The sequence below is a fragment of the Micromonospora sp. NBC_01412 genome (genome assembly GCF_045040215.1).
Lineage (GTDB): Bacteria > Actinomycetota > Actinomycetes > Mycobacteriales > Micromonosporaceae > Micromonospora > Micromonospora rubida.
In genome coordinates this window covers 7,120,505-7,141,765 of the sequence record NZ_CP109528.1, presented here as the reverse complement: position 1 = coordinate 7,141,765, position 21,261 = coordinate 7,120,505, and the positions used below count along the sequence as shown (strand labels likewise).

At 70.0% G+C, this 21,261-nt stretch carries 19 protein-coding genes and 1 pseudogene; 10 read left to right on the top strand and 10 right to left on the bottom strand.

Annotated elements, in window-relative coordinates; translation table 11 throughout:
- Positions 1 to 189 precede the first annotated feature (189 nt).
- The 5 genes from OG617_RS31175 to OG617_RS31155 form a co-directional block, all read right to left on the bottom strand.
- The gene (locus tag OG617_RS31175) at positions 190 to 1,110 is read right to left on the bottom strand and encodes a serine protein kinase RIO (RefSeq protein ID WP_405096470.1); all 921 of its coding nucleotides are present in this window, start codon (positions 1,108 to 1,110) and stop codon (positions 190 to 192) included.
- 432 nt (positions 1,111 to 1,542) lie between these two features.
- On the bottom strand, positions 1,543 to 2,460 hold the full coding sequence (locus OG617_RS31170) for a tyrosine-type recombinase/integrase (RefSeq protein WP_405096469.1): 918 nt from the start codon (positions 2,458 to 2,460) through the stop codon (positions 1,543 to 1,545).
- 145 nt (positions 2,461 to 2,605) lie between these two features.
- Positions 2,606 to 4,045 (bottom strand): hypothetical protein, encoded by a 1,440-nt coding sequence (locus OG617_RS31165; RefSeq protein ID WP_405096468.1) that lies wholly within the window; start codon positions 4,043 to 4,045, stop codon positions 2,606 to 2,608.
- 590 nt (positions 4,046 to 4,635) lie between these two features.
- Entirely contained in the window at positions 4,636 to 7,731 is a 3,096-nt protein-coding gene (locus OG617_RS31160) for a Tn3 family transposase (protein ID WP_405096467.1), read from the bottom strand.
- Positions 7,732 to 8,051: 320 nt separating this feature from the next.
- Positions 8,052 to 9,011, bottom strand: coding sequence for a helix-turn-helix transcriptional regulator (locus OG617_RS31155; protein ID WP_405096466.1), 960 nt, complete (start codon positions 9,009 to 9,011; stop codon positions 8,052 to 8,054).
- Between the two features lie 53 nt (positions 9,012 to 9,064).
- On the opposite strand from OG617_RS31155, the gene OG617_RS31150 reads away from it, so the two are divergent.
- Positions 9,065 to 9,748, top strand: a complete 684-nt coding sequence (locus OG617_RS31150) for an alpha/beta fold hydrolase (RefSeq protein ID WP_405096465.1) — start codon at positions 9,065 to 9,067, stop codon at positions 9,746 to 9,748.
- A gap of 214 nt (positions 9,749 to 9,962) precedes the next feature.
- Here OG617_RS31150 and OG617_RS31145 read toward each other — a convergent pair whose 3' ends face one another.
- Positions 9,963 to 10,226, bottom strand: coding sequence for a hypothetical protein (locus OG617_RS31145; protein WP_405096464.1), 264 nt, complete (start codon positions 10,224 to 10,226; stop codon positions 9,963 to 9,965).
- Positions 10,227 to 10,654: 428 nt separating this feature from the next.
- Between OG617_RS31145 and OG617_RS31140 the strand changes: the two genes are divergently transcribed.
- The 6 genes and pseudogenes from OG617_RS31140 to OG617_RS31115 all read left to right on the top strand — a co-directional run bounded on the left by OG617_RS31140 (position 10,655) and on the right by OG617_RS31115 (position 14,711).
- Positions 10,655 to 11,359 carry a TnsA-like heteromeric transposase endonuclease subunit gene (locus tag OG617_RS31140; protein WP_405096463.1) on the top strand — a complete coding sequence of 235 codons (705 nt, stop codon included), beginning with the start codon at positions 10,655 to 10,657 and terminating at the stop codon, positions 11,357 to 11,359.
- Positions 11,356 to 11,484, top strand: coding sequence for a hypothetical protein (locus OG617_RS31135; RefSeq protein ID WP_405096462.1), 129 nt, complete (start codon positions 11,356 to 11,358; stop codon positions 11,482 to 11,484). Before OG617_RS31140 ends, OG617_RS31135 begins: the two co-directional genes overlap by 4 nt.
- Positions 11,485 to 11,726: 242 nt before the next feature.
- Positions 11,727 to 12,908, top strand: coding sequence for a Cmx/CmrA family chloramphenicol efflux MFS transporter (locus OG617_RS31130; protein ID WP_405096461.1), 1,182 nt, complete (start codon positions 11,727 to 11,729; stop codon positions 12,906 to 12,908).
- Positions 12,905 to 13,233 (top strand): annotated as a pseudogene (locus tag OG617_RS31125) (helix-turn-helix domain-containing protein); the annotation flags it as partial. The gene OG617_RS31130 and the pseudogene OG617_RS31125, both read left to right, overlap by 4 nt.
- A 245-nt stretch (positions 13,234 to 13,478) precedes the next feature.
- Entirely contained in the window at positions 13,479 to 14,258 is a 780-nt protein-coding gene (locus OG617_RS31120; RefSeq protein WP_405096460.1) for a class I SAM-dependent methyltransferase, read from the top strand.
- 30 nt (positions 14,259 to 14,288) lie between these two features.
- Complete coding sequence (locus tag OG617_RS31115) at positions 14,289 to 14,711, top strand: hypothetical protein (protein ID WP_405096459.1); 423 nt, start codon at positions 14,289 to 14,291, stop codon at positions 14,709 to 14,711.
- A 128-nt stretch (positions 14,712 to 14,839) separates the two neighbouring features.
- Here OG617_RS31115 and OG617_RS31110 read toward each other — a convergent pair whose 3' ends face one another.
- Entirely contained in the window at positions 14,840 to 15,499 is a 660-nt protein-coding gene (locus OG617_RS31110) for a helix-turn-helix domain-containing protein (RefSeq protein ID WP_405096458.1), read from the bottom strand.
- Between the two features lie 199 nt (positions 15,500 to 15,698).
- Between OG617_RS31110 and OG617_RS31105 the strand changes: the two genes are divergently transcribed.
- Together OG617_RS31105 and OG617_RS31100 are read left to right on the top strand one after the other, a co-directional pair.
- Positions 15,699 to 16,904, top strand: a complete 1,206-nt coding sequence (locus OG617_RS31105) for a cytochrome P450 (protein ID WP_405096457.1) — start codon at positions 15,699 to 15,701, stop codon at positions 16,902 to 16,904.
- Positions 16,905 to 16,919: 15 nt separating this feature from the next.
- Positions 16,920 to 17,114 (top strand): ferredoxin, encoded by a 195-nt coding sequence (locus OG617_RS31100; RefSeq protein ID WP_405096456.1) that lies wholly within the window; start codon positions 16,920 to 16,922, stop codon positions 17,112 to 17,114.
- An 81-nt stretch (positions 17,115 to 17,195) separates the two neighbouring features.
- Here OG617_RS31100 and rox read toward each other — a convergent pair whose 3' ends face one another.
- From rox to OG617_RS31085, 3 genes are all read right to left on the bottom strand, one after another.
- Positions 17,196 to 18,623, bottom strand: coding sequence for a rifampin monooxygenase (rox, locus tag OG617_RS31095; protein WP_405096455.1), 1,428 nt, complete (start codon positions 18,621 to 18,623; stop codon positions 17,196 to 17,198).
- Between the two features lie 465 nt (positions 18,624 to 19,088).
- Positions 19,089 to 20,012: a TIGR04222 domain-containing membrane protein gene (locus OG617_RS31090; protein ID WP_405096454.1), complete on the bottom strand. Its 924-nt coding sequence runs from the start codon at positions 20,010 to 20,012 to the stop codon at positions 19,089 to 19,091.
- Positions 20,009 to 20,257 (bottom strand): hypothetical protein, encoded by a 249-nt coding sequence (locus OG617_RS31085; RefSeq protein ID WP_405096453.1) that lies wholly within the window; start codon positions 20,255 to 20,257, stop codon positions 20,009 to 20,011. The genes OG617_RS31090 and OG617_RS31085 overlap by 4 nt, the downstream gene beginning before the upstream one ends.
- Here OG617_RS31085 and OG617_RS31080 point away from each other — a divergent pair.
- Positions 20,256 to 21,257 (top strand): tyrosine-type recombinase/integrase, encoded by a 1,002-nt coding sequence (locus tag OG617_RS31080; RefSeq protein ID WP_405096452.1) that lies wholly within the window; start codon positions 20,256 to 20,258, stop codon positions 21,255 to 21,257. The genes OG617_RS31085 and OG617_RS31080 overlap by 2 nt on opposite strands.
- Positions 21,258 to 21,261: the final 4 nt, after the last annotated feature.

Genomic DNA, 21,261 nt, shown 5'->3' with positions numbered 1-21,261 from the left:
TCCAGGCAGCTCTGCTGGAGCCAGCGGGCGGGCCGCCTCGAACGCCGGGATGACAGCGAGCTCGGGCTGCGGGCGCGGTTGCGTCGTGTAGTGCTGCCGCACCCCGGGCCGGAAGTCCAGCTGGACTTCCGGCCCGGGGTGGCAACTCGGCCAAGCATCGGCTGAGGGACCGCGTTCTGCAGAAGGCGATCAGAACACCATCGTGAGCAGGTCGGCGAACAGCTCCTGTTCGTCGACCTCGAGCCCGCGGTTCGTGAACCACGTGGCCATGTTGTGGCAGTCGCGCATCAGGAAGTCCATGCCCTTCGGGTTGCCGACGATGTCGACGACCTGGGGCAGGTCGATCATCACGATCCGCTCGGCCTGCGCGAGGACGTTGTACGGCGAGAGGTCGCCGTGCGCGAGCCCCGCGCGGGCCAGTTCACGCATGCCGTTGCGGAGCTGCTCGAAGTACACACCGAGCAGCTCCTTCGACGGCCGGACCTGGGCGAGCCGGGGCGCGGCACCGCCCTCGCCATCGTCGATGAACTCCATCAGCAGCTCGGTGCCGTCCACCTGCACGGGATACGGCACCGGGACGCCGGCCTTCCACAACCGGTTGAGGGCGGCCCATTCGGCGTACGCCCACTGATCGGCCGCGACACTGCGGCCGTGAGAGGTCTTCTTCGCCATCGCCCGGCTGTCGCGGCTGTTGCGGGTACGGCGGCCTTCGACGTACGACGTACTGCGGTGGAAGGACCGATGTTCCTCGGTGCGGTACCGTTTCGCGGCCAGCAGCGAGGACCTCGCCGGGTTGTCGCCGATGGCTTCGACGGCCCGTTCGAGCAGGAAGACGTCGGCTTCCTTGCCGGTTTTGAGGATGCCGAGCTCAGTATCGATCGCAGCCTGTTCCGTGACGACCCACGAGGGGCGTGGTTCCGGGCCGCGAGAGCCGCGCTCGACGTCCAGCCAGGTGGACCACCGCTGATCCGGGCCCAGCTTCTCGTCGACCGAATGGAACTTGAAGACGAAGGCGTCGGCCGGATCCGGTTGGGGCTCGTCGCCGGTGAAATCGGACCCGCGGGAGTCGAGGTCGGAGTAGGTATCAGAGAGTTCGTACTCGGAAGACAACGGGTGTGCTCCTGAACAAAGAGGTGGGACTGATGCGGACATGCCGCAGCACAGTGATGCCCATCTGTCAGCCCTCCTTAGCCCAGGCAGCGTTCGCCGCCGCTCGATCAACCCAGCATGCCCGCCCGTGCCGGACCCCGCAACGTATTTACCGGAACTGGGACCGCGCGGTCGGGCTCAGCGGAGCTCCGGGGTTGAGGAAGATCCGTACAGGAATTAACGCTAAGGATGATCTTGCGGGGCGGGGTAGCGGGTTCATCGCCCGGTGGGTGACCAGTCGGCAGACGTCGGGTGCGCGGGCGTTGTGGGAGTTCGTGATGGCCCGGGTACCGGGCCAGTACCGGCCGGGAAAGCCGTGCGAGCACATCCTGGCCAGTTGGCGGCACCCGGGCAACTGGCCACTGGCGCGCGGCGGTACGCGGGTAGGTCCGCTCAGCTGCGTCGAGGCGGCGTGATGTCGAGTAGTTCGGTGACCTCGGCGACGGCGGACGCGCCGGGCTTGACGTAGCGCATGGCGGTGCGGGGGTTACGCCACCGACCCTTGGCCATGATCAGTTGTAGGCCGGCGTTGGCTTCGCCGAGGTGGGTGGCGCCAGAGTGCCGTAGCTGGTGTAGGTCCCAGCCGGGCAGGCCCGGCCCGGGTGAGGTGTAGTGGTCCAGGAGTACCCGGGCGCGGTCGTAGCCCAACCTGGCCCGTCCGGTGGCCGGGCACAGGTCCCTTGCCGCCGGGCGGCGGGCCGGGCCGGGGCGGCGTTCGGACAGGAACACCGGCCCGGCCGTCCGACCGCGTAGCAGCCGGGGCAGCAGGTGGGCGGTGCCGGAGGCCCAGTACACGTATTCGACCGCCCCGCCCTTGGACACCACCTTGGCGCGGCGGGCCTCCAGTTCCAGGTCAGCGATGTCGAGGGCGAGGATCTCGCCAGCGCGGGCGCAGGTCTCGTACAGCATCCGCCACAGCGTCTTCTCCCGCAGTGGCACGTCACGGCGGGTCAGCAGCCGCTCGACGGCGGCCCGGTCCAACGCCCGGGTCGCGTCCGGACTCTCCGGCTGCCGCTCAACGGCGTCCGGCAGTCCCGGGGCCGGATAGCCGTTACGGGCCGCCCACACCAGGAAGGAGGCGACCGCCGCCCGGTTGCGGTTCCAGGTCGCCGGCTTCGCCTGCCCCCACAGCATGGCCATGGCGTCGGCGATGTCCTGCCCGGTGGTGGCGGCGAGTTCCCGTCCGGGGTCGAGGTGCCCGGCGAGCCGGTCGAGGACCCCGGTGTAGGCGCGGCGGGTGTTCGGGTTGCGGCACCGGGCCGAGCCGAGGAACCGGTCGACCGCGACCCGGATCGTCACACCGTTCTTCACGACCCGGACTCCCGCCGGACCGGCCCGGCGATGTACCGGATAACGTGCGCGAGTCGCGCAGCCGGGCCGAGGTGCCCACAGCAGTCCACGAGGATCACGTCACCACGCATGTACCGGATAATAGGCTGTTATCACGTACACAGCTCTAGCCCTCCCAGCCCATTTCGCGCAGCGTGAGAATGGCGCTGAACCAGCACTCGTTGTTCAGGTCGCGAGCCGGCGTGAACTCGTCGCTGGGTTCTCGGGACAGCTTGGCCAGGGTGAGCGCGGGACAGCCTTCCTCGTGGCCCCCGTAGTCGCACGTCGTGCGCAGGGACTGCGCGCCGGGTCCTTTGAGTAGGACATCGATCGGATACAGGCTGAACGGGATGCCGCCGTGGTTGACGACCGTGGTGCCGCGAACCCCGTCCGTGATCCAATCCAGTTCGACGTTCCAGATGACCTCGTTCGCCCCCGCTTCCGCCTGCACCCAGAACTGCTCGGGGTCGGTGGGGCTCACGGTGAAGGGGAAATCAACCCCCTGCGCTGTCAGTTGTGGATTGTCGGAGTCGAGGTCGACGTCGAAACGCCGAGGGTTCAGCCCTGCCCCGATCCCCTTGATCCAGCACGCCCGCCGAGGCGGTCGGCGGGAGAGTACGACGGCCCGCGCCCGCTGGAGGATCACGGCGCGCGGCGCCCTGGCCTCCACAGTGATAACGAAGATCGCTCCGCTCGGAGTCATCTTCGCCGGAGGATTGCCCTCCACCACGATGGTGCCGCTGGACGACCCGGGCAGCACCTCGACCGTCGTGAGGATCGGGCGCTGCGTTCGCGGATCGAAGACATTGTTAGGGGCCGGCGGCGGGACGGTGGGGATGGCGGCTGTCGCTGACTGGTTGTCGTTGCGTGTGCTGACGTCCTCGCCGGCGAAGACGATCCGCACACCGTGAATCTCCTCCAGCGCTGCGCGCAGCGCCGAGATCGAATCCAACAAGCGCTCGTCGGCCACGTCGAGTTCGAACAAGGCCCTACGGTGCGTCCTGAGCAGGTTTACGCGCTGGCGTGCGAGCAGCAGGTCCGCGGCGGGAAGGATCTTGGGCTTCACCACGCACTGAGGCGTCTGGTACCTGCCCTTGGTCTCCGCCAGCCGACGGATCAGGTCATCGGCGAGAGGGGAGCGACTGGCGGCCAGTTCGCCCAGGATCTGAAGCAGACTGGCCACGTGCCCGGCCAGGAAGCCCGCTGCCTCGCCGAGCGCGTCCTTATCGAGGCTGCGCAGCGACGACTGGCCCGATGCAGTCCCCCGCCCTGCGGCCGCCGCCTGGTTATCGCGGGTCTGCTTCGCCTCGGCCAGCAGGTCGAGCCACCCTCGCACGTCCCGGGGCGCCCCGCGCAGATCCGCGTCGTCCCCGGCGAGTCGCAGGCACAGCTGCACCACCTGCAGCAGCGACCGGGTGTCATTGGGCAGATGCGCGCCCTTCTTCCAGTCGTAGAGCGTGTTGCGCGACAGCGCGCCGTTCAGCGCCCGCACCACGCTGTCGGGATTGGCCCCGGCCACCTCCAGCAACGCGGTGAACGCCGCCCCGAAATCCGCCGGCCCTCGCATCCTCTGCTTCGCTCCGCTTCCGCCGTGCCCTCATGGCGCTCCGCGTGTCCGAACCCTTCGGACCCGCCTTACGTGCAGCGGCCGACGTCTTGATCTGGCCGAAGACGCGGCCGGCGGTCCGACCTTGTCCTAACCGGGTGCCGGACCGGCGCCCGCCTCTTGCAACCTACCGCCATGACGCGAACTCGCACCCGCCCTGGCGCCGGTCGGCTGTACGGTCCAGCCGCAGCAGCAGGGCACGTCGGCGTGTGGCTGCTCTGGCCCCACCCGGCGATCCTGATCACTGTCCTGGACGTCGGTCTGGCCGTGGCCGCCCTGACCGTCATCGCAACCGCGCTCTACGCTCCCGACCACATCAGCGACCGCGCGTTCCAGTTGCTGCCCTGGACTACCAAGCCAGCGGCTCACCCGCTGGCGGGGTGGCGCGCAGCAGGTCGGCCTGCTGGTCGGCCTGCCGCGGGTGAGCTGGATGGTGACGCCGAACTCGTCGCACTCGGCCACCGCCGCCCAGTAGGCCAGCCAGGCGCCGAGCCGCCAGTCGCCGGCTAGGTCGCGGAGCCGGTCGCGGGCGGCCTCGGCGCAGGCCCGCATCAGCCGTCCTGGGCGTCCGGGTCGCGCAGCGGGCGGATTCGCTGCTCGGCCGACGGGGCGGGGAAGGTGTAGCGGCCCAGCATGTTGATATGCGCGTACCCCAGTGGCGACAACCGGGCGGCGTCCTCGTCGCGCACCGGGTAGCCCTGCCCACGCAATACGTTGACGGCCAAGTCGATGTAGCGCGTGTTCCAGAGCACCACGGCGTTGAGCACGAGGCCGAGCGCGCCGAGCTGGTCCTCCTGGCCGGCCCGGTAGGGCTGCATGATGTCGCCGCGGTGCCCGTGCAGGATCTTGCGGGCCAGGGAGTGGCGGGACTCGCCGATGTTCAGCTGCCGGGTCACGGTGCGCCGATAGGTCTCGTCGACCGGGTCGACCATCGCGAGCAGGTGCAGGGTCTTCGGGATGCGTCCGTACTCGGCCAGGGCCTGCCCGAGCGGGGTCGGGTACCCGTCGCGGGTCAGCATCCGCAGCAGGTCGTAGGCGCGGACCTGGTTGGTGATCAGGGAGCCGGCGACTCGCAGCATGTCCGGCCAGTGGGTGACAATCCGGTCTAGGTTGACCTTGTTGCGGGCGATCGCGTTCAGCGGCCCGTAGTCCCCGGCCGGCTGCCCGGGCACGTCGGCGCGCCAGAACCCGGTACCGCCCAGGTCGGCGATGCGTGGGGAGAACCGGTACCCGAGCAGCCGGAACAGGCCGAACACGATGTCGGAGTAGGAGGCGGTGTCGGTGGCCACCATTTCCGGCTTGGGGCCGGCGTCGAGGTTGAGCAGGGTGTCGAGGATGTAGAGGCTGTCGCGAACGGTGCCGGTGACGATGATCGCGCCGAGGCCGGCGAACCGGTCGTTGACCGCGTTGAGCCAGGTGATGCCGCGCTTGTAGCCGAAGAACTTCGGGCTGGGGCCGGCCTGGATGGTCTGCACGGGTACCCGGAAGCGCAGCCCATCGACGGAGGCGACCAGGCCGCCGCCCCACAGGTCGGTGATACCGATGCGCGCCTGGTACTCGACCAGCCGGACGTTCGCGGCTGCGTGCGTGTCGGCGCGCACGTAGTTCTGGTCCACGTGCGAGAGCCGGTCCCGGGACAGGGCTGGGTCGCCGGGGCGGGTGACCGGGACCAGGCCGACGTTGCAGGCACCAGCGACCAGCAGCGCCGCCACGGTGACCGGTAGCAGATCCATGCTGGTGTTCAGGCCGCCGACGTGAGTGTAGGCATCCAGCATCCCGGTCCACGAGTGCACGTCCATCAGCAGCTCGGGCAGGTCGACGATCGGCAGCATCGCCGCGATCCGCTTACGCAGATCCACCAACGACGGCGGGTCGCCCAGCTTCTCCAGCCGCTGCACCGACAGCCGCATCCGCCCCGCCTCGCCCGGCACCACCCGCACGCTGGCGTCCGGGCCGGCTTCCTCAATGCGCTGCGCGAGTTGCCGCCAGGCTGTGTCCATCGCGGTCGCGCACTCCACCAGGTGCTGCTCGACCGGGGCGGTCAGGCCGAGGCCGGCCAGCACGTCCTCGCGTACCGCGGCCCAGTCCGGGCCGTCCAGCAGCCTCGCCCGGGGATCGGCCCACCGCAGCGACGGCTCGGCGAAGATGTCCCGGCGGCGCAGCGCCGCGTGTAGTTGGGTGAGTAGGCACATCACGTACGCGTCCCGGTCGGCCGCCCCGTCCAGCGCCGGGTTGCCCAGCACCGCGCGGCGCCACATCGGCGGGACCAGGCCCATGTCCAGGTCCGCCGCGGCCAACGGCTTACGGCTGACCTGGCGGCGTAGCAACGTCGGTATGCCGCCGCGGATCTCGGTCAGCAGCGCCACCCCGGCCGGCGCGGCGTGCAGCGGCAGCGTCTCGGCCAACAACCTAACGAACGGGCGGACCACGCCGTACCGCGCCGCGATGGCCTGCCGGTTGTCCGCCTCCCACGAGTCCTCGTCGGGCACCAGCTCCGCCACGGTGGCCACCGCGCCGACGACCTGCTCTCGCGGCCCGGCCCCGCGCTCGACCGCAGCCCACACCTGCGCGAGGTCGACCGGGCCGGACGCGGCGTCCAGCAACTCCAGCACCGTTCGGGTCACCGCGACCAGCGTCGCGGACGCCTTCTCCAGCCGGGGCATGGCCGCCAGCCGCGCCTTGTCGGTGGCCCGCCTCGCCGGACTGATCAGCCGGGTGGCCATCAGCGAGTCGAACAGGTCCAGCGCGTCATCGACCGCAGCGGCCTCCAAATGCCGGACGGTCGCCAGCAGCGTGGCCGTCTTACGCGGCTCGGCCAGATCCTTCAGCAGCGGCGCCTTGCCAGCCATGCCGTAGCGGGCCAGGACGGCGATCCGGTTGGCCGGCACCGTCTGGACCTGCGCCGCGCCGGCACCAACGCCCAGCACCTCGTCGACCCGGCCCAGGGCCTGGCTCATCGCCAGCCCGGAGTCCCGCCGCGGGCCCTTGCGCAGCCGCTCCAGCTCGGAGAACCGCCTCCCCTTGGGCACTTCCAGCAGGTTCCGCAGCCGCAGCGGCAGCTCCACGTCGGCGCCGGCAGCCGCCTCGGCCAGGGTACGGTACATGCGCTGGTCGGTCTCCTCCCGCACCGTAGCCACCAGCCGCGCCAGCACACTGACCCCGGGCAGCAGCACCCGCTCCCGGCGCAGCCACGCCTTGGCCTGCTCGAACAGCGCCACCGCACCCTCGGCGTGGATCCAGGCCCGAGCGGACATGAACTCCACCAACGGCTCGTGCACCCCCGGGTCGGCGAAGTCGCGGTACCCGTACGCGGCGCGAATCTCCCACGAGTGTTCGTACGCCGTCGGCCGCCGCTCGGTGTACCGCTTGACCACCGACGGATCCGCGATGCCCAGCTGGCTGGCGACATACTCCACCGCCGACCACGGCACCTCCAGCGGGTCCTCCGTTAGGAAGTGACCCAAATACCGCACCGTCCCGATCTGGAGCCCGAACCCGAGCCGGTTGTGCTCCCCGCGCTTGTTCGCGATCAGATCCAGCGCGGTGCCGTCGAGCAGGAAGAAGCCTTCCAGCTCGGACCGGGTGAGGTCGCCAACGAACCGTTCGTATGCGGCGGCCTGATCATCAGACAGGAACTCGACGGGCACAGCCGGACACCGTACGGGCAGTCACCTCGCGTCCGCTGCCCCGCCCGCAAGATCATCCTTAGCGTTAATTCCTGTACGGATCTTCCTCAACCCCGAGCTCCTGCATCGGCTTCGCGGATCGGCAGACCAACTCCGGCTTTGCTGACAGGCACTCGATCCGGTCCATTGGACCCGCCGTCACCAACCGACGAGCAGAGCACTACACCGAGGGCGTACGGTCCGACCTCGACTCCACCCGGATCTACACCCTGCCCACGACGACGACCTCGACGCCGCCGTCAACCGCCTCACCGTGGACGGCCGACCGGGCCCTTACGTGGCTAGTCGTTCTCCAGCGCGGCCGTGAGACGGGCGGCGACAGCGGCCACGGCGGCTCGCAGTTCGGGGCCCTTCTCAACGGTAAAGCCGAACGGGACGGCGGTCAGCCACTCCTGGGCGTACATCTGGGTGTTGGTCGTGCTGCCGGTGAGCACGCAGCGGCTGCCGTCGGGCTCCAGGCGGCCCATCGTCGGCCGGATCCAGGGCGCCACCCGCTCGTAGGGCTCATGGAACACGACGCGGGTCGGGTACTTCCAGCCGGAGCCCAGGTTTTCCTCCAACGCGGCGACCGGATCGAGGCCGTCGGGCGGCGTGAAGCGCTGCGGCAGCTGCCGCACGGCCCGGATCCGGTCGATGCGGTACGTGCGGATCGCGTCCGCCCGGTGCGAGTGGCACAGCAGATACCAGCGGCCGAAGCGCACCACCACCGCCCATGGATCGGCCTCGGCCTCCCAGCCGTTGCCGCTCTCGGTCGCGTACGTGACGATCACGCGACAGCGGTCGGCTACGGCCGCGACCAGCGCGCTCGTGATGGCGGGATCGGCGCGGACGGATCGGCGGTCGGGAGCGGCCGCCGCGTACGCCCGCAGCGCCGCCGCCTGCCGTCCGACGGCCTCAGGTAGCGCCCGGATGAGCTTGCTGAGCGCGGCACCGACCAGGTTGTCGGCGTCGATCGCGGCCGGCTGCCCGTCGAGTACGGCCATGACCAGCCCGAGGGCCTGCTCCTCGGTGAAGACGACGGCTGGCAGCCGAGTGCCGCGGCCGAGGCGATAACCCCCGTACGGCCCGCGGATGGACTCGACCGGGATGCCGGCCTCGCGGAGGATCCCGACGTAGCGGCGCGCGGCGCGCTCGGTCACGCCGAGGGTCGAGGCGAGCTGGTCGGCGGTCGTGCCGGGGCGAGCCTGCAGGATCTCGAGCGTGCGCAGGGCCCGGGCGGTGGGGCTCGATGCATTCTCCACCGCCCGGACAGTACCGGAAGGGGAACGTCCGGAATCGGCTCTAGGTTGGTGGCATGACTGACGAACAGATTGTGCTTCTCGGTGGCCTGTGGCTCGACGCATCGGCATGGGACGGCGTCGTCTCCGAACTGGAGAAGCAGGGCCGCCGCGCCGTGGCGGTGACCCTGCCCGGCCAGGGCGACGGGAACACGTCAGCGACGCTGAACGATCAGGTCCGTACGGTGCTCGCGGCCGTCGACGCAGCCCCCGGCGGTTCGGTGGTCGTGGGTCACTCGGGCGCCTGCACCCTGGCCTGGCTGGTCGCCGACGCGCGGCCCTCGCTGGTCAGCAAAGTCGTGATGATCGGCGGATTCCCGCAGGCCGACGGCGACTTCTACGCGAACTTCTTCCCGATCGAGAACGGCGTGATGCCTTTCCCCGGCTGGGAGCCCTTCGAGGGCGCAGACGCGGCCGACCTCGACGACCAGGTGAGACAGAGGTTCTCAGACGCCGCCATCCCGGTGCCCGAGGCCGTGGCCAAGGGAATCGTCCGGCTGACCGACGAGCGGCGGTACGACGTACCCGTCGTGATGGTCTGCCCCGAGTACACACCGACCCAGGCCCGTGAGTGGCTCGACGCGGGCGAGCTGCCCGAGCTCGCCAAAGCCAAGCACGTCGAGCTGGTCGACATCGACTCCGGGCACTGGCCGATGCTGACCAGGCCGGCCGAGCTGGCCCGCATCCTGACAGACGTCTAGTCGGCCTGCCGACAACGGCCGGCAACGCCACCCCGAGCAGCGGAAACGCCTCGCCGATCAACGCGAACTCGCCGCCCGGCCAGCAGAGTAAGCCGCCCACGCGAACTACAGGCGGCGACAGGGCAAGAAGATGGGACGCGAGGCGGCTACCCGCCCTCGGCCGCTCTGTACCTACCCGCAGCAACTTGCCGGTCCACACGCCAGGCGGCGCTGGTCACGTCGGCGGGTAGGGGTCCTCGTTCAGCAACCGGGCCAGGTGTGCGGCGTTCGCCGCAAGCGTCCTCGTGGCCTTGCCGGTGATATCGGGCTTCGGGCCGGCCAGGTCATAGTCCAAGGTGTTCATCGCGTCGCCCACCCAGTACGTCGACGCCGCGGCCGGAATCGTGAAACCCCCGACTCGCTGTACACATATCAGCTTCAGCCGACCAGCGAACTCACAGCCCTCGAGCCGTTCGTCACGCCACGCCACCAACGCCAAGATCAAATGTTTGGCGGGTTGGGTCAGTTACCCAAGCGGGGGGACCAACGGGCGGTCCGCGCTCGACCACGGCGTGACCGTACGGGCGGCCAGGGCTGCACCCCGCGCGTCAGCGCCGCGCCCGCAGTTCACCGCCAGCTCCTCGACGGCACCCAGGGCACCCCGGCGATCCCGGCACAGCGCAGGGGCCCGCCGCGAGTGGTCCTCATGGGCCGAGCCCAGGACGCTGACGCCCTGCGCCGTCCTCGGCAAATTATCGAATTATCTATAATGATAATTCTGCAATAGGGCATGGGCAAAACGGGCAAAAGCCTGATGCATCATAATGACAGTTATGTGCGGGGCGGGGTGGGCCGTGTGCTCGGGGTCGGGTGTCCCTGTCCTGTCCCAGCGAAGCGTCGTCGGCAAGGCCGGGCGATGGGTTCGAGGTGGCCTATGTCGGGTCCGATGGCGTACGCCAGCGCGGGCCGTTGACGTTGCGCTGGAGTGTTCCGTTCGAGCGTGCGGGGGCGGTACGCCGGTTCACGTCTCGGCAAGGCCAGCGCAGCTTCTCCGGGCTGTGGTACTTCGCTTCCAGCGGCGATCATGTCGGGTACGAGTCGTGGCTAGAGCGTGACCGACTGATGGCGTTGGACGCCGATCCGGACGTCGTCGCGGTGGCCTCGCAGCCGTTCTGGTTGTGCTGGGACGGCCCGGGCGAGCGTCCGCTGCGGCACGCGCCGGACTTCTTCGTCCGGCGGCGTGACGGCACAGCGGTGGTAGTCGATGTCCGTGCCGACGACCGGATCCGCCCCAACGATGCGGTGAAGTTTGCCGCCACGGCGCGGGCCTGCGGGGCGGTGGGCTGGGGTTACGAGCGGGTAGGCGCGTTGGATTCGGTGCTCGCGGCGAATCTGCGCTGGTTGTCGGGCCACCGGCACCAGCGGTATCACCAGCCTGACCGGGCTGATCGGCTGCGGCAGGTATTCGCGCGGCCGACCGTGCTGATGGAGGGCGTGACCGTGGTCGCTGATCCGCTGGGAGTGCTGCCGGTGTTGTTCCACTTGTTGTGGCGGCGGGAGTTGCAGGCCGATCTGCGGTCGGAGCCGCTGAGCGAGAATTCGCTTGTGCGGGTGGCTGGAGGTTTCCGATGACGGTGTCGCGGCCGCCGGTGCTGCGCATCGGCGACGAGGTTCGGCTGGGCGGGCAGGTGCACGTGGTGGACGGCCTGGCCGAGGGACAGGTCCGGCTGCTCGACGTCGCCGGCGCAGCGGTGTGACACGCCCTGTGTGGAACCCGGTTGCGTGGCGACCCGTGGATTTGAGTAGTGTTTGCGTCATGTCGAGCCCTGAGGCATCCAAGGTGGGGGCTTTCGGTCACGCCGTCAGCCCCCTGAACCGCTGAGTTCTTAGTCCGCTTCCCAGCAGCCTTCGCTGCGTGGGGTATTTGCGCGCACCCTTGGGGCGCTGGCCGCGGTGACGAGACGTCTCCTTCTCGTTCTCTCTCACCTCGGAGCTCTTGATGCCTCTGCCGCTCTACCTGCTTGCCGTGGCGGTCTTCGCCATGGGCACTTCGGAGTTCATGCTCGCCGGCCTGGTGCCGGACATCGCCACAAGCCTCGACGTGTCGGTCGGGGCCGCCGGGCTTCTGATCTCGGCGTTCGCTGTCGGGATGATCGTCGGCGCGCCGCTGATGGCGGCGCTTGCGCGCCGGTGGCCTGCCCGGGCCAGTCTGCTGGGCTTCGTGCTGGTTTTCGCCGTGGCCCACGTCGTGGGCGCCCTCACGGCGAGTTTCGCGATTCTGCTTGTCACCCGGATGATCGCCGCCCTGGCCAACGCGGGCTTTCTGGCCGTGGCACTGAGCACGGCGGCCACGCTCGTCGCGCCTGATCAGAAAGGGCGCGCACTGGCGGTGCTGCTCTCGGGTACGACGGTGGCCACCATCGCTGGAGTTCCCGGCGGTGCGGTGCTCGGCACGCTGCTTAGCTGGCGTTCAACCTTCTGGGCGATCGCACTGCTCTGCCTTCCCGCTGCCTTCGGCGTCGTGAAGGGCATCCCGGCCCGTGTCGGAAAGACCCCTCAGGGCACTCCGGCTGGCTCGTCTCTTCGAGACGAGATCGCCCAGCTCGCAATGCCCAGACTGGTCCTGGTCATGCTGCTCGGTGCCCTAGTCAACGCTGCCACCTTCGCCACGTTCACCTTCCTGGCACCGATCGTGACTGACACCGCCGGCCTGGGCGAGCTGTGGGTCTCGGTCGTACTGGTGCTCTTCGGTGTCGGGTCCTTCGTCGGCGTCACCCTCGCGGGACGCCTCTCCGATCAGCATCCCGGCATCGTGATCGCAGTCGGTGGCCCGTTGCTATTGCTCGGCTGGGTCGCGTTGGCGGCCCTGGCTGCCCAGCCCGCGGCGCTTCTGCTCCTCGTGTTCGTGCAGGGCACGCTCTCCTTCGCGTTGGGCAGCACCCTGATCGCCCGGGTGCTCTATGAGGCAGCAGGCGCCCCCACCATGGGAGGGTCGTATGCGACCGCGGCGCTCAACATCGGCGCTGCTGGCGGCCCCGTCGTTGCGGCAGCGACCCTCGGGGCCAATGCTGGCGACCTCGGCCCGGTGTGGGTCAGCGGCCTCCTGGTCGCGGTCGCACTGCTCATCGCCCTGCCGCTCCGGCGGTTAATCGCACCCCGCCTCGGGCAGGCGATCCGGTGACCCACGCGAACGCTCCGTTGAGTATCGAGGGGCGGCGGCGACTCATCGAGCGCCGCCGAACCCGCCCAATCGCTCATGTCGCCGACGAAATGGGGATCTCGCGGGCCTGTGCCAGCAAGTGGGTCAATCGCTGGCGTCGTCCCGGTGAGGTCGGACTCCAGGACCAGCCCTCGACCCCGCATTCCAGCCCGAACGCACGCCACAGGTCATCGAACGGATCGAGACCTGGCGACGAGAGAAGAAGTGGCCCGCCCAGCGGATCACCGATGAACTACTCGCCATCGGCGTCAACATCCATCACCGCACGGTCACCAGACAACCGGCTCGATCGGAACGCAGCTCCCATTTGCGCATCGCAACTTGCCTCAACTCCAATGGCAGATTCAGCCGCCCAGCTCTGCCATTGGAGTTGAGGCACCCCAGCCCAGGAGTATGATCATGCCTCAGCTCGTCTTGGCAGACGACAGAAGCTGAGATGGCCCACTGAGGTTGGCGCTGTTGGACGGCTATCTGCGACCCGGCCCACTGAACCTGATCAGGAGCTGTCGTCCGCGCCGGTAGGGTGATCGCGTGGAACAAGATGAACGGTTCCGTCACTCCTCGTCGTTCGGCGCAGCGGCGACCGCGTACGCCGAGCACCGTCCGGACTATGCGCAGGCTGCGGTGCGCTGGGCGCTCAAGCCCGCGCCCGGCTTGCGGGTGCTCGATCTCGGCGCTGGAACCGGCAAGCTCACCGCCACGCTGGTTGCGGTGGGCGCCGACGTCACCGCGGTCGAACCTGACCCGGCGATGCTGGCCGAGCTGCGCCGCGCGCTGCCGGAAGTTCGTGCACTGCCGGGTAGCGCCGAGGCGATACCGCTGCCGGACGCGTCCGTCGATGCCGTGCTGGCCGGCAACGCCATGCACTGGTTCGACATGGCCGTCGGGGGACCCGAGATCGCCAGGGTCCTCGCGCCCGGCGGCATCCTGGCCGGCCTGTGGAACGTCATGGACGATCGGGCCGACTGGGTTGCCGGGCTGGCGCGGGTCAGCGGTAGCGCGGCCATTGGCCCTCGTGACACGCCTACCAGCTGGCGCGCCGAGACGGCAGACATGCACCTTCCGAAGACTGGCGTGGCCGCCCGGTTTGGCTCACCGGAGCAGGCTGAGTTCCCGCACGGGCAACGCCGCACCGCCGATTCTCTCGTTGCGACACTTGCCACGAGAGCGGGGATGCTGGTCATGCCGGAACCGGAAAAAGAGGCCACGCTCGGCCGGATCCGCGCTTTCCTTGCGAGCAGAGCGGAGACTGTGGACGGCGAGTTCACCCTCCCGATGCTGACCTGCGTGCTGCGCGTCCGGCGGCTGTGAAAGGCACCCGCAGCGAAACTGCTTGACCAGTTGGCCGAGGCGATCGAGTCCGTCACGACCCTGCACCCGCTGCGGACTGGTGAGGGATGTGGGTGGGTCTTCGCGTGGTGGCCAGTCTTCGATTCCGTGTCGGGTGGTCGTCCGACGGATCCGGTTGAGTTCGAGGTCGGTTTTGTCGATGGGGGCGCGGGAGAGGTGCGTCGGCGGCTGGTCGATGTGGCGGCTGTCCCCGTTCGAGGGTGTGCCGGCTTTGCCTCGTACCGGGGGCAGCGCAACTACCCGGGCCTGCACTGGCCGGCCTGCATCGGTGCTCATATCGGCTTCGAGTCGTGGTTGGAACGCGACGAGGCGGTGGCGTTGGACTTCGACATCGCCAAGACCCTGCACGTGCTCTGGCCACGGTCGACCCGATCGACAACGGCTACCGGCGCACCGTGCACCGCCACCGCCTAGCCCGCAATATCTTCCAGAGACAGCGCGGAGAGCTGCGCCACTCCTACCGCGAGGACCAGAACCCCCCCGGGGCGTGTGGGTCAGTGACGATCAGCAGGAACCGCCCCAGCTGGTTCGTCTGAGACCCATCACGCCAGGAGGGCGCGCCAGCGGTCGGCCGACTCCATCTCGTCCAGGCTGACCCGCTCCAGGAATGCCCCTGCCCTGGCCAGCCGCTGCCCCACAGGGCTGTCGGGCCCGGACGTCTCCGCTGCGGCCATCGCGGCCTGTGCCGCCTCGAGCGTCTGCCGCGCGCTGATCACGACTGAGTGGTACCAGGCCTCGTCGTCGACCACGTAGACGTCGCGACGCCGCTGCGGATCGCGCTCGCGCCTGACATACCCCTGCTGGACCAGGTAGTTCACGGCCACGGAGACGGAAGCAGGGCTGACCCGTAGCCTGCGGGTCAGCCCTGCCGCGGTGCGTCTGCCGTCCTCGGACAGCAACAGCTCGACGTGCACGCGCGCTGTCATCCTCGGCAGCCCCGTCCGGACCGCCAGCTCGATGATTTCCTCTCCCGCCGTGCCACCCGGTGATCCGGCCGCGCGCGGGGGTGCCGGTGTGCCACGCCGCGCCCGCTGGGCCGTCACCCGGTGTGCCTGCTGGGGCTGGTAGCCGCCGGGGCCGCCGTTGCGTCCGACCTCCCGGCTGATCGTCGAGGTCGGCCGGTCGAGCCGTCTCGCGATCTCGGCATAGGAGAGCCCGCCGGCGAGTCCGGCCGCGATGCGCTGGCGGTCCTGCTGGGTCAACCGTCCTCCTGGCATGCCGCCAGTATTGCCTTCGCCGTCATTCATTGCAACGCGTCATTGCATTCGAGTCCAGCGTCATTGCATCAATTTTCCGCCACGCACCTGGGAGAATGCCTTTCGACCGATTGACATTCACTCTGAATGCAACGTAGCTTTCGAGCATTGCCAAACACGTACTATCGCGAGATGAGGAATGGTCATGGGTGAATCCCTGCACGCCGTCACGGCGATGCCGACGGCACGTCAGCCCGGCTGCCCCTTCGACCCGCCGGCAGAGCTGGTCGATGCCCGCCGGCACGGCCCCATCAGCCGCTACACCTTCCCCGGCGGAAAACCCGGCTGGCTGATCACCGGATACGACCTGGTCAGGTCGGTCCTGGCCGACTCGCGGTTCAGCTCACGCAAGGAGCTCATGCTCCACCCGACCATCGACTACGGAGACATCGAGATCCCCCCGGCGCCGCCCGGCGAGTTCCTCCTCATGGACGAGCCCCAGCACAGCCGCTATCGAAAACCGCTGATGGGCAAGTTCACCGTACGGCGGATGCGACTGCTCACCGAACGCGTCGCGCAGATCACCGCTGACCACCTGGATGCCATGGAGAAGGCAGGGCCACCGGCGGACCTGGTGACCGCGTTCGCCAAGCCCATCCCCGCCATCATGATCTGTGAGCTGCTGGGGGTGCCGTACCAGGACCGGGAGTCCTTCCAGGAGCAGGTCGACTCGTTCATGAACGGGGAGACAAGCGACGAGGACCTGATGGCGGCCTACCACGCGACCCAGGACTATCTGGCGGAACTGGTGGCTGCCAAACGCGCGAACCCCACCGACGACGTGCTCAGCGACCTCACCGACAGCGATCTGACCGATGAGGAGCTGAAGGGGATCGCCCTGATCCTGCTGGCGGCCGGGCTCGACACCACCGCGAACCTGCTGGCCCTTGGCACCTTCGCGCTGCTGCGCAACCCGGAGCAGCTGGCCGTGCTGCGCGCCGATCCCGCGCTCGCCGACCGGGCCGTGGAGGAGCTGCTGCGGTACCTCAGTGTCGCCAAGACGTTCATGAGGACGGCGCTGGAGGATGTCGAGGTGGGCGGCCAGACCATCAAGGCCGGCTCGCCGGTGATCCTGTCGTACAACACCGCCAACCGCGACCCCGAGCGCTTCGCCGATCCCCACGTGCTCGACCTCCGCAGGCAGGACGGCGGGCACCTGGCCTTCGGCCACGGCATCCACCAGTGCCTGGGTCAGCAGCTGGCCCGCGTCGAGATGCGGGTCGCGTTCCCCGCGCTGGTCAGCCGCTTCCCCACGCTCCGCTTGGCCGTACCGCCTGAAGGGGTTTCCCTGCGCCCGGAGACCGCGGACATCTACGGGGTGAAGAGCCTCCCCGTCACCTGGGATGCGTAACCAATGAGGATTACTGTGGACGCCGAGCGCTGCGTCGGCTCCGGGATGTGCGTGTTGACGGTCGGCGAGGTGTTCGACCAGCGTCAGGACGACGGCAAGGCGTTCGTACTGCGACCCGAGCCGCCCGCTGAAACGTGGGACTCGGTTCGCGAGGCCGTCGACCTGTGCCCTGCCGCGGCGATCGTCCTGTCGACCGACCGCCGACTCTAGGGTGAGTTAAGGGAGCTTTCACCGGACCGTGCCGGCCTCGGCTGGAGATAGGTCCCGCCCTTCCGAGCCACCACCGCGCGCTCAGCTGACGGCAGCGCCGAACCACTTGGGCAACTGGCTGAGTAGATCCTGCTGATCTTGACCGACCCACGCCACGTGGCCGTCCGGCCGCAGCAGCGCCGCGGTCACGTCCAGTTCCTCGCTGACGTCGACGACGTGGTCGACGCGATCCGCCCAGCCCGCCACCGAGAGCCGACCGGTCTGGTCGAGCAGCAGTCCGCGGCCGCCGTGCATCAGCTCGTAGAGGCGGCCCCGCTTCAGCCTCACGTCCCGCATCCGCCGGCCGAGCAGTTCGTGGCCCTCGCCGAAGTCGTAGCGGACCCCGATCGCGATGATCTTCTCGATCAGGTACCGGTTCACGTCCTCGAAGTCCATCAGTTCCGCCAGCAGCCGGCGCACTGACCGGGGACCCGGCTCAAGGGACAGCAGCTCCATCTGCGCGCGGGTGTTGTCCAACACCTCGGCGGCGACCGGGTGCCGTTCGGTGTGGTAGCTGTCCAGCAGCCCCTCCGGTGCCCAGCCGTTGACCTCGGCGGCCAGTTTCCAGCCGAGGTTGAACGCGTCCTGGATGCCGAGGTTGAGCCCCTGCCCGCCGGTCGGCGGGTGGATGTGGGCCGCGTCGCCGGCCAGCAGCACCCGGCCGGTCCGGTAGCGCTCGGCCAGCCGGGTGGCGTCGCCGAAGCGGGACAGCCAGCGTGGTGAGTGCACGCCGAAGTCGGTGTCGGCGAACACCCGCAGCTGTCGCTTGAACTCCTCGAGGGTCGGCGGGATTGAGCGGTCCTCGGCCACCCCCTCGGCGGGCACGACGACGCGGTACACCCCGTCCCCGAAGGGCCCGACGCCGAACCGCTTCTGGGTCTTGCGAACCTCGGCCACCACGGCGGCCACCGTCTCCGGCGGAGCGGTCACCTCCATCTCGCCCAGCAGCGTGTCGACCCTGGTGGGCTCGCCGGGGAAGCCGACGCCGAGCAGCTTGCGCACCGTGCTGCGGCCGCCGTCGCAGCCGACGAGGTAGCGCGAGCGCAGCTGCGTGCCGTCGGCCAGCTCGGCGGTCACCCCGTGGTCGTCCTGGCTCAGCCCGACCAGTTCGCAGTCGCGCCGGATCTCGACGCCGACTTCGGTGGCGTGCTCGGCCAGCAGGCGGTCGGTGGTGGTCTGCGGGATGCCGAGGACGTACGGATGCGCGGTGTCCAACCTGCCCGGCGACGGCTTGGTGATGCCGGCGAAGAAACCGCCGACCGGGTACTGCTGGCCGAGCGCGAGGAACCGCTCCAGCAGACCGCGCTGGTCCATCACCTCGATGCTGCGCGCGTGCAGGCCGAGCGCGCGGACATACCTGGTCGGCTCCGTCTCCTTCTCCAGCACGAGCGTGTGCACGCCGTGCAGCCGTAACTCGCCGGCCAGCATCAAGCCGGTCGGTCCGCCGCCGGCGACGATCACGTCAATCATGGGAACCCCGTTCAGCAGGTTGCATTTCGGCCAGCTGTCCCGCGCAGTTCGTCGGCGGGCACCCCCGGGCCTCCGCGTCGAGTGCCCGCAACCGCGCCGCGAGTCCCACCGGCGGTTCGACTTCCCGCGAGACCCGCACGTCGACGACAGCGCACGTATTTCGCGGAGCACTGATTTCCGCAGGTTCTGGCTTCGGCTGGAGATTCTGCGGCACGACCCGGGTCTTGCCGCAAGGCCCCCAGTGCGCTATATGTTGAGAGTGGCAAGGAGCGGTTGACCTCCTTGCCTTTACCTTTGTCGTCCGCAGTGAACGGACAAGCGCCTCCCGAAGCGTTGACGCGCCGCGTACGGCGATGCTGCGGTCAGCTGAACACACCTGCTGCTCATCCGGCACCCGCCCCTGGGCCTCGATATCCAGGTCGGCGCCGGTGGGTGAACCAGAAGACGTCCTGCGGTCCTGATCGGCTACCGGTTGTCGGGGGCGTCGCGCCGCTCGTGCCGCGCGGCCTGCCTCGGCGTCGGCGGTCGGGGCCGGTCGTCGTGCACCCCGACCATGTCGGCGAAACGCGGGTCGACGGCGAGCAGCGGGCGCGCCCCGAACAGCGCCATCGCCGTCAGCAGTTCGTCGGTGCCGCGTTCGCTCCACGCCGGACGCCGCTGCGGGTCCAGGTCGGCGTGCGTACGCCGGGCCTGGCGCAGCAGCCGGCGGGCGGCGGCTCCGATCTCCGGCACCTCGCACAGCCACCACCCGCCGAGCAGGGTCACCCCGCAGCCCAGTAGCAGACCGACGACGGAGGCGGGGCCACCGGCGTCGCGGGACTGCGCGGCGCTCTCCACCAGCCGCAGGATCCCGACGGCGGCGACGGCGAACAGCGGCACCGCGCCGAGGGCGATGCGCCGGCGCTGCCACCGGGTCAGCAGCCACCCGTCGCGCAGCAGGCCGGCGACCAGCCGGCGCAGCGCCCGGTTGACCCCGGGGTCGGCGAGGACGGCCGCCCAGGTCTGCGGCCGCCGCACCGCGGTGTGCACCGCCCGGACCAGGGGCGCCGACCGGGCCGGGAACGGGGCGACGGCGACCATGGTGGCCAGTTCCGCCGGCCGGACGGCTTCCGCGCGGCGCAGCGAGGCTGCGGCGACCTGGCAGGCCAGCGCCGCCCGGTCGGTCAGGTACGCCAGCTCCATCAGCCCCGGCTCGTCGCCCCGGGTGCGCCGGCCGATCAGCCAGCGTACCGCCAGCGCGACGGCGAGCGCGGCGACGACCGCCACCGCGTAGTCCAACAGGAAGTGCGGACCGTCGACACCCCAGAGCACGTGATCAAGTATGGGGGTGGAGCCGTTGGCGGGGTGCCCCGCCTTCCCGCCGGGGCTGGTCGTACCGTCGAAACTCATCCGTCCCGTGTCATCTCCCGGTCGGCGACTGCGCGGAAGCCGTGCGGCGGGCGGCCGGTGAGGCGCTGGACGACGTCGGTGGTGCGGTCCTCGGCCCCCTCGGCGATGGCACGGTCCATGCCCGCCAGCATCGCGGCGAACTCCGGCGGCATCTGCGCCGTGAGGTGATCTCGGGGCCGGGGCGGGAAACCGGCCGGGCGCGCCTCACCGCCGATCCGACCGAGGGCTGAGAGTCTTTCTCGCATGTCGCGTCCCGAGTTTCCGGTGCCCTCGCGTGGTGCGGCCCGTCCGGCCCTGCGCGGGGCCGGGCCGGGTGACTTCACCGAGGCGTGGCTGCGTAACCGGCGGCTGTCCGAGCACACCCGCGACGCGTACCGGCGGGACGTGGCCGGCTGGTTGGCCTGGTGCGCCGTGCGCGAGCTGGACCCGCTGCGGGCGAACTTTCTCGACGTCAACACCTACGGCCGGGAGTTGGAGAGCGCCCCGGCGGCGCGCACCGGCCGGCCGCTGACGCCGGCCACGGTGGCCCGCAAACTGTCGGCCCTGTCCAGCTGGTACGACTTCCTGGTCAAGCTGCGCGCCGTCGAGGCGAACCCGGTCTCCGGCGCCGACCGGCCCCGCGTCGACCGGGACCACTCGGCGACGGTGGGTCTCACCCCCGAGGAGGTGGACGCGCTGCTGGCCGCCGCAGAGGCCGAGGCCGGCCCTACCGCGGCGCGTAACCGGGCCACCGTGGCGCTGCTGGCCGACCTGGGGCTGCGGGTGGGGGAGCTGGTCTCGCTGGACCTGGCCGACCTGGGCGCGGAGCGGGGACACCGCAGCGTCCGGTTCGTCGGCAAGGGCGGCAAGCCGCGCCGGCGGGCGCTGACCCCGTCGACCACGTACGCGGTCGACGCCTATCTGGCCGAGCGGGCGGCGGAGGCCCGGGTGACGGTGCCCGAGTTGACCGGGCCGCTGCTGGTGACCGCGACCGGTGGCCGGCTGGACCGGCACTCGGTGTTCCGCCTGATCCGCCGGTTGGCCCGGACGGCCGGCATCCCGGCGTGGGCGAAGCTGTCCCCGCACTCGCTGCGGCACGCGTTCGCCACCACCGCCCGCGCCGAGGGGGTGCCGCTGGAGGACGTGCAGGACGCCATGGGACACGCCGACCCGCGCACCACCCGCCGCTACGACCGGGACCGGCACAACCTCGACCGCGACCCGGCGTACGTGATCTGGGCGGCGCGGGCCCGGCGCCGGGGCTGAAACC

What these genes read in the sequence shown, in the direction of transcription:
- OG617_RS31165 (WP_405096468.1), bottom strand. Translation starts at nt 4,045, where the DNA reads ATGCGAGGGCCGGCGGATTTCGGGGCGGCGTTCACCGCGTTGCTGGAG.
- OG617_RS31150 (WP_405096465.1), top strand. Translation starts at nt 9,065, where the DNA reads ATGACTGACGAACAGATTGTGCTTCTCGGTGGCCTGTGGCTCGACGCA.
- OG617_RS31135 (WP_405096462.1), top strand. Translation starts at nt 11,356, where the DNA reads ATGACGGTGTCGCGGCCGCCGGTGCTGCGCATCGGCGACGAGGTTCGG.
- OG617_RS31130 (WP_405096461.1), top strand. Translation starts at nt 11,727, where the DNA reads ATGCCTCTGCCGCTCTACCTGCTTGCCGTGGCGGTCTTCGCCATGGGC.
- OG617_RS31105 (WP_405096457.1), top strand. Translation starts at nt 15,699, where the DNA reads ATGGGTGAATCCCTGCACGCCGTCACGGCGATGCCGACGGCACGTCAG.
- rox (WP_405096455.1), bottom strand. Translation starts at nt 18,623, where the DNA reads ATGATTGACGTGATCGTCGCCGGCGGCGGACCGACCGGCTTGATGCTG.
- OG617_RS31090 (WP_405096454.1), bottom strand. Translation starts at nt 20,012, where the DNA reads ATGAGTTTCGACGGTACGACCAGCCCCGGCGGGAAGGCGGGGCACCCC.
- OG617_RS31080 (WP_405096452.1), top strand. Translation starts at nt 20,256, where the DNA reads ATGTCGCGTCCCGAGTTTCCGGTGCCCTCGCGTGGTGCGGCCCGTCCG.
- OG617_RS31085 (WP_405096453.1), bottom strand. Translation starts at nt 20,257, where the DNA reads ATGCGAGAAAGACTCTCAGCCCTCGGTCGGATCGGCGGTGAGGCGCGC.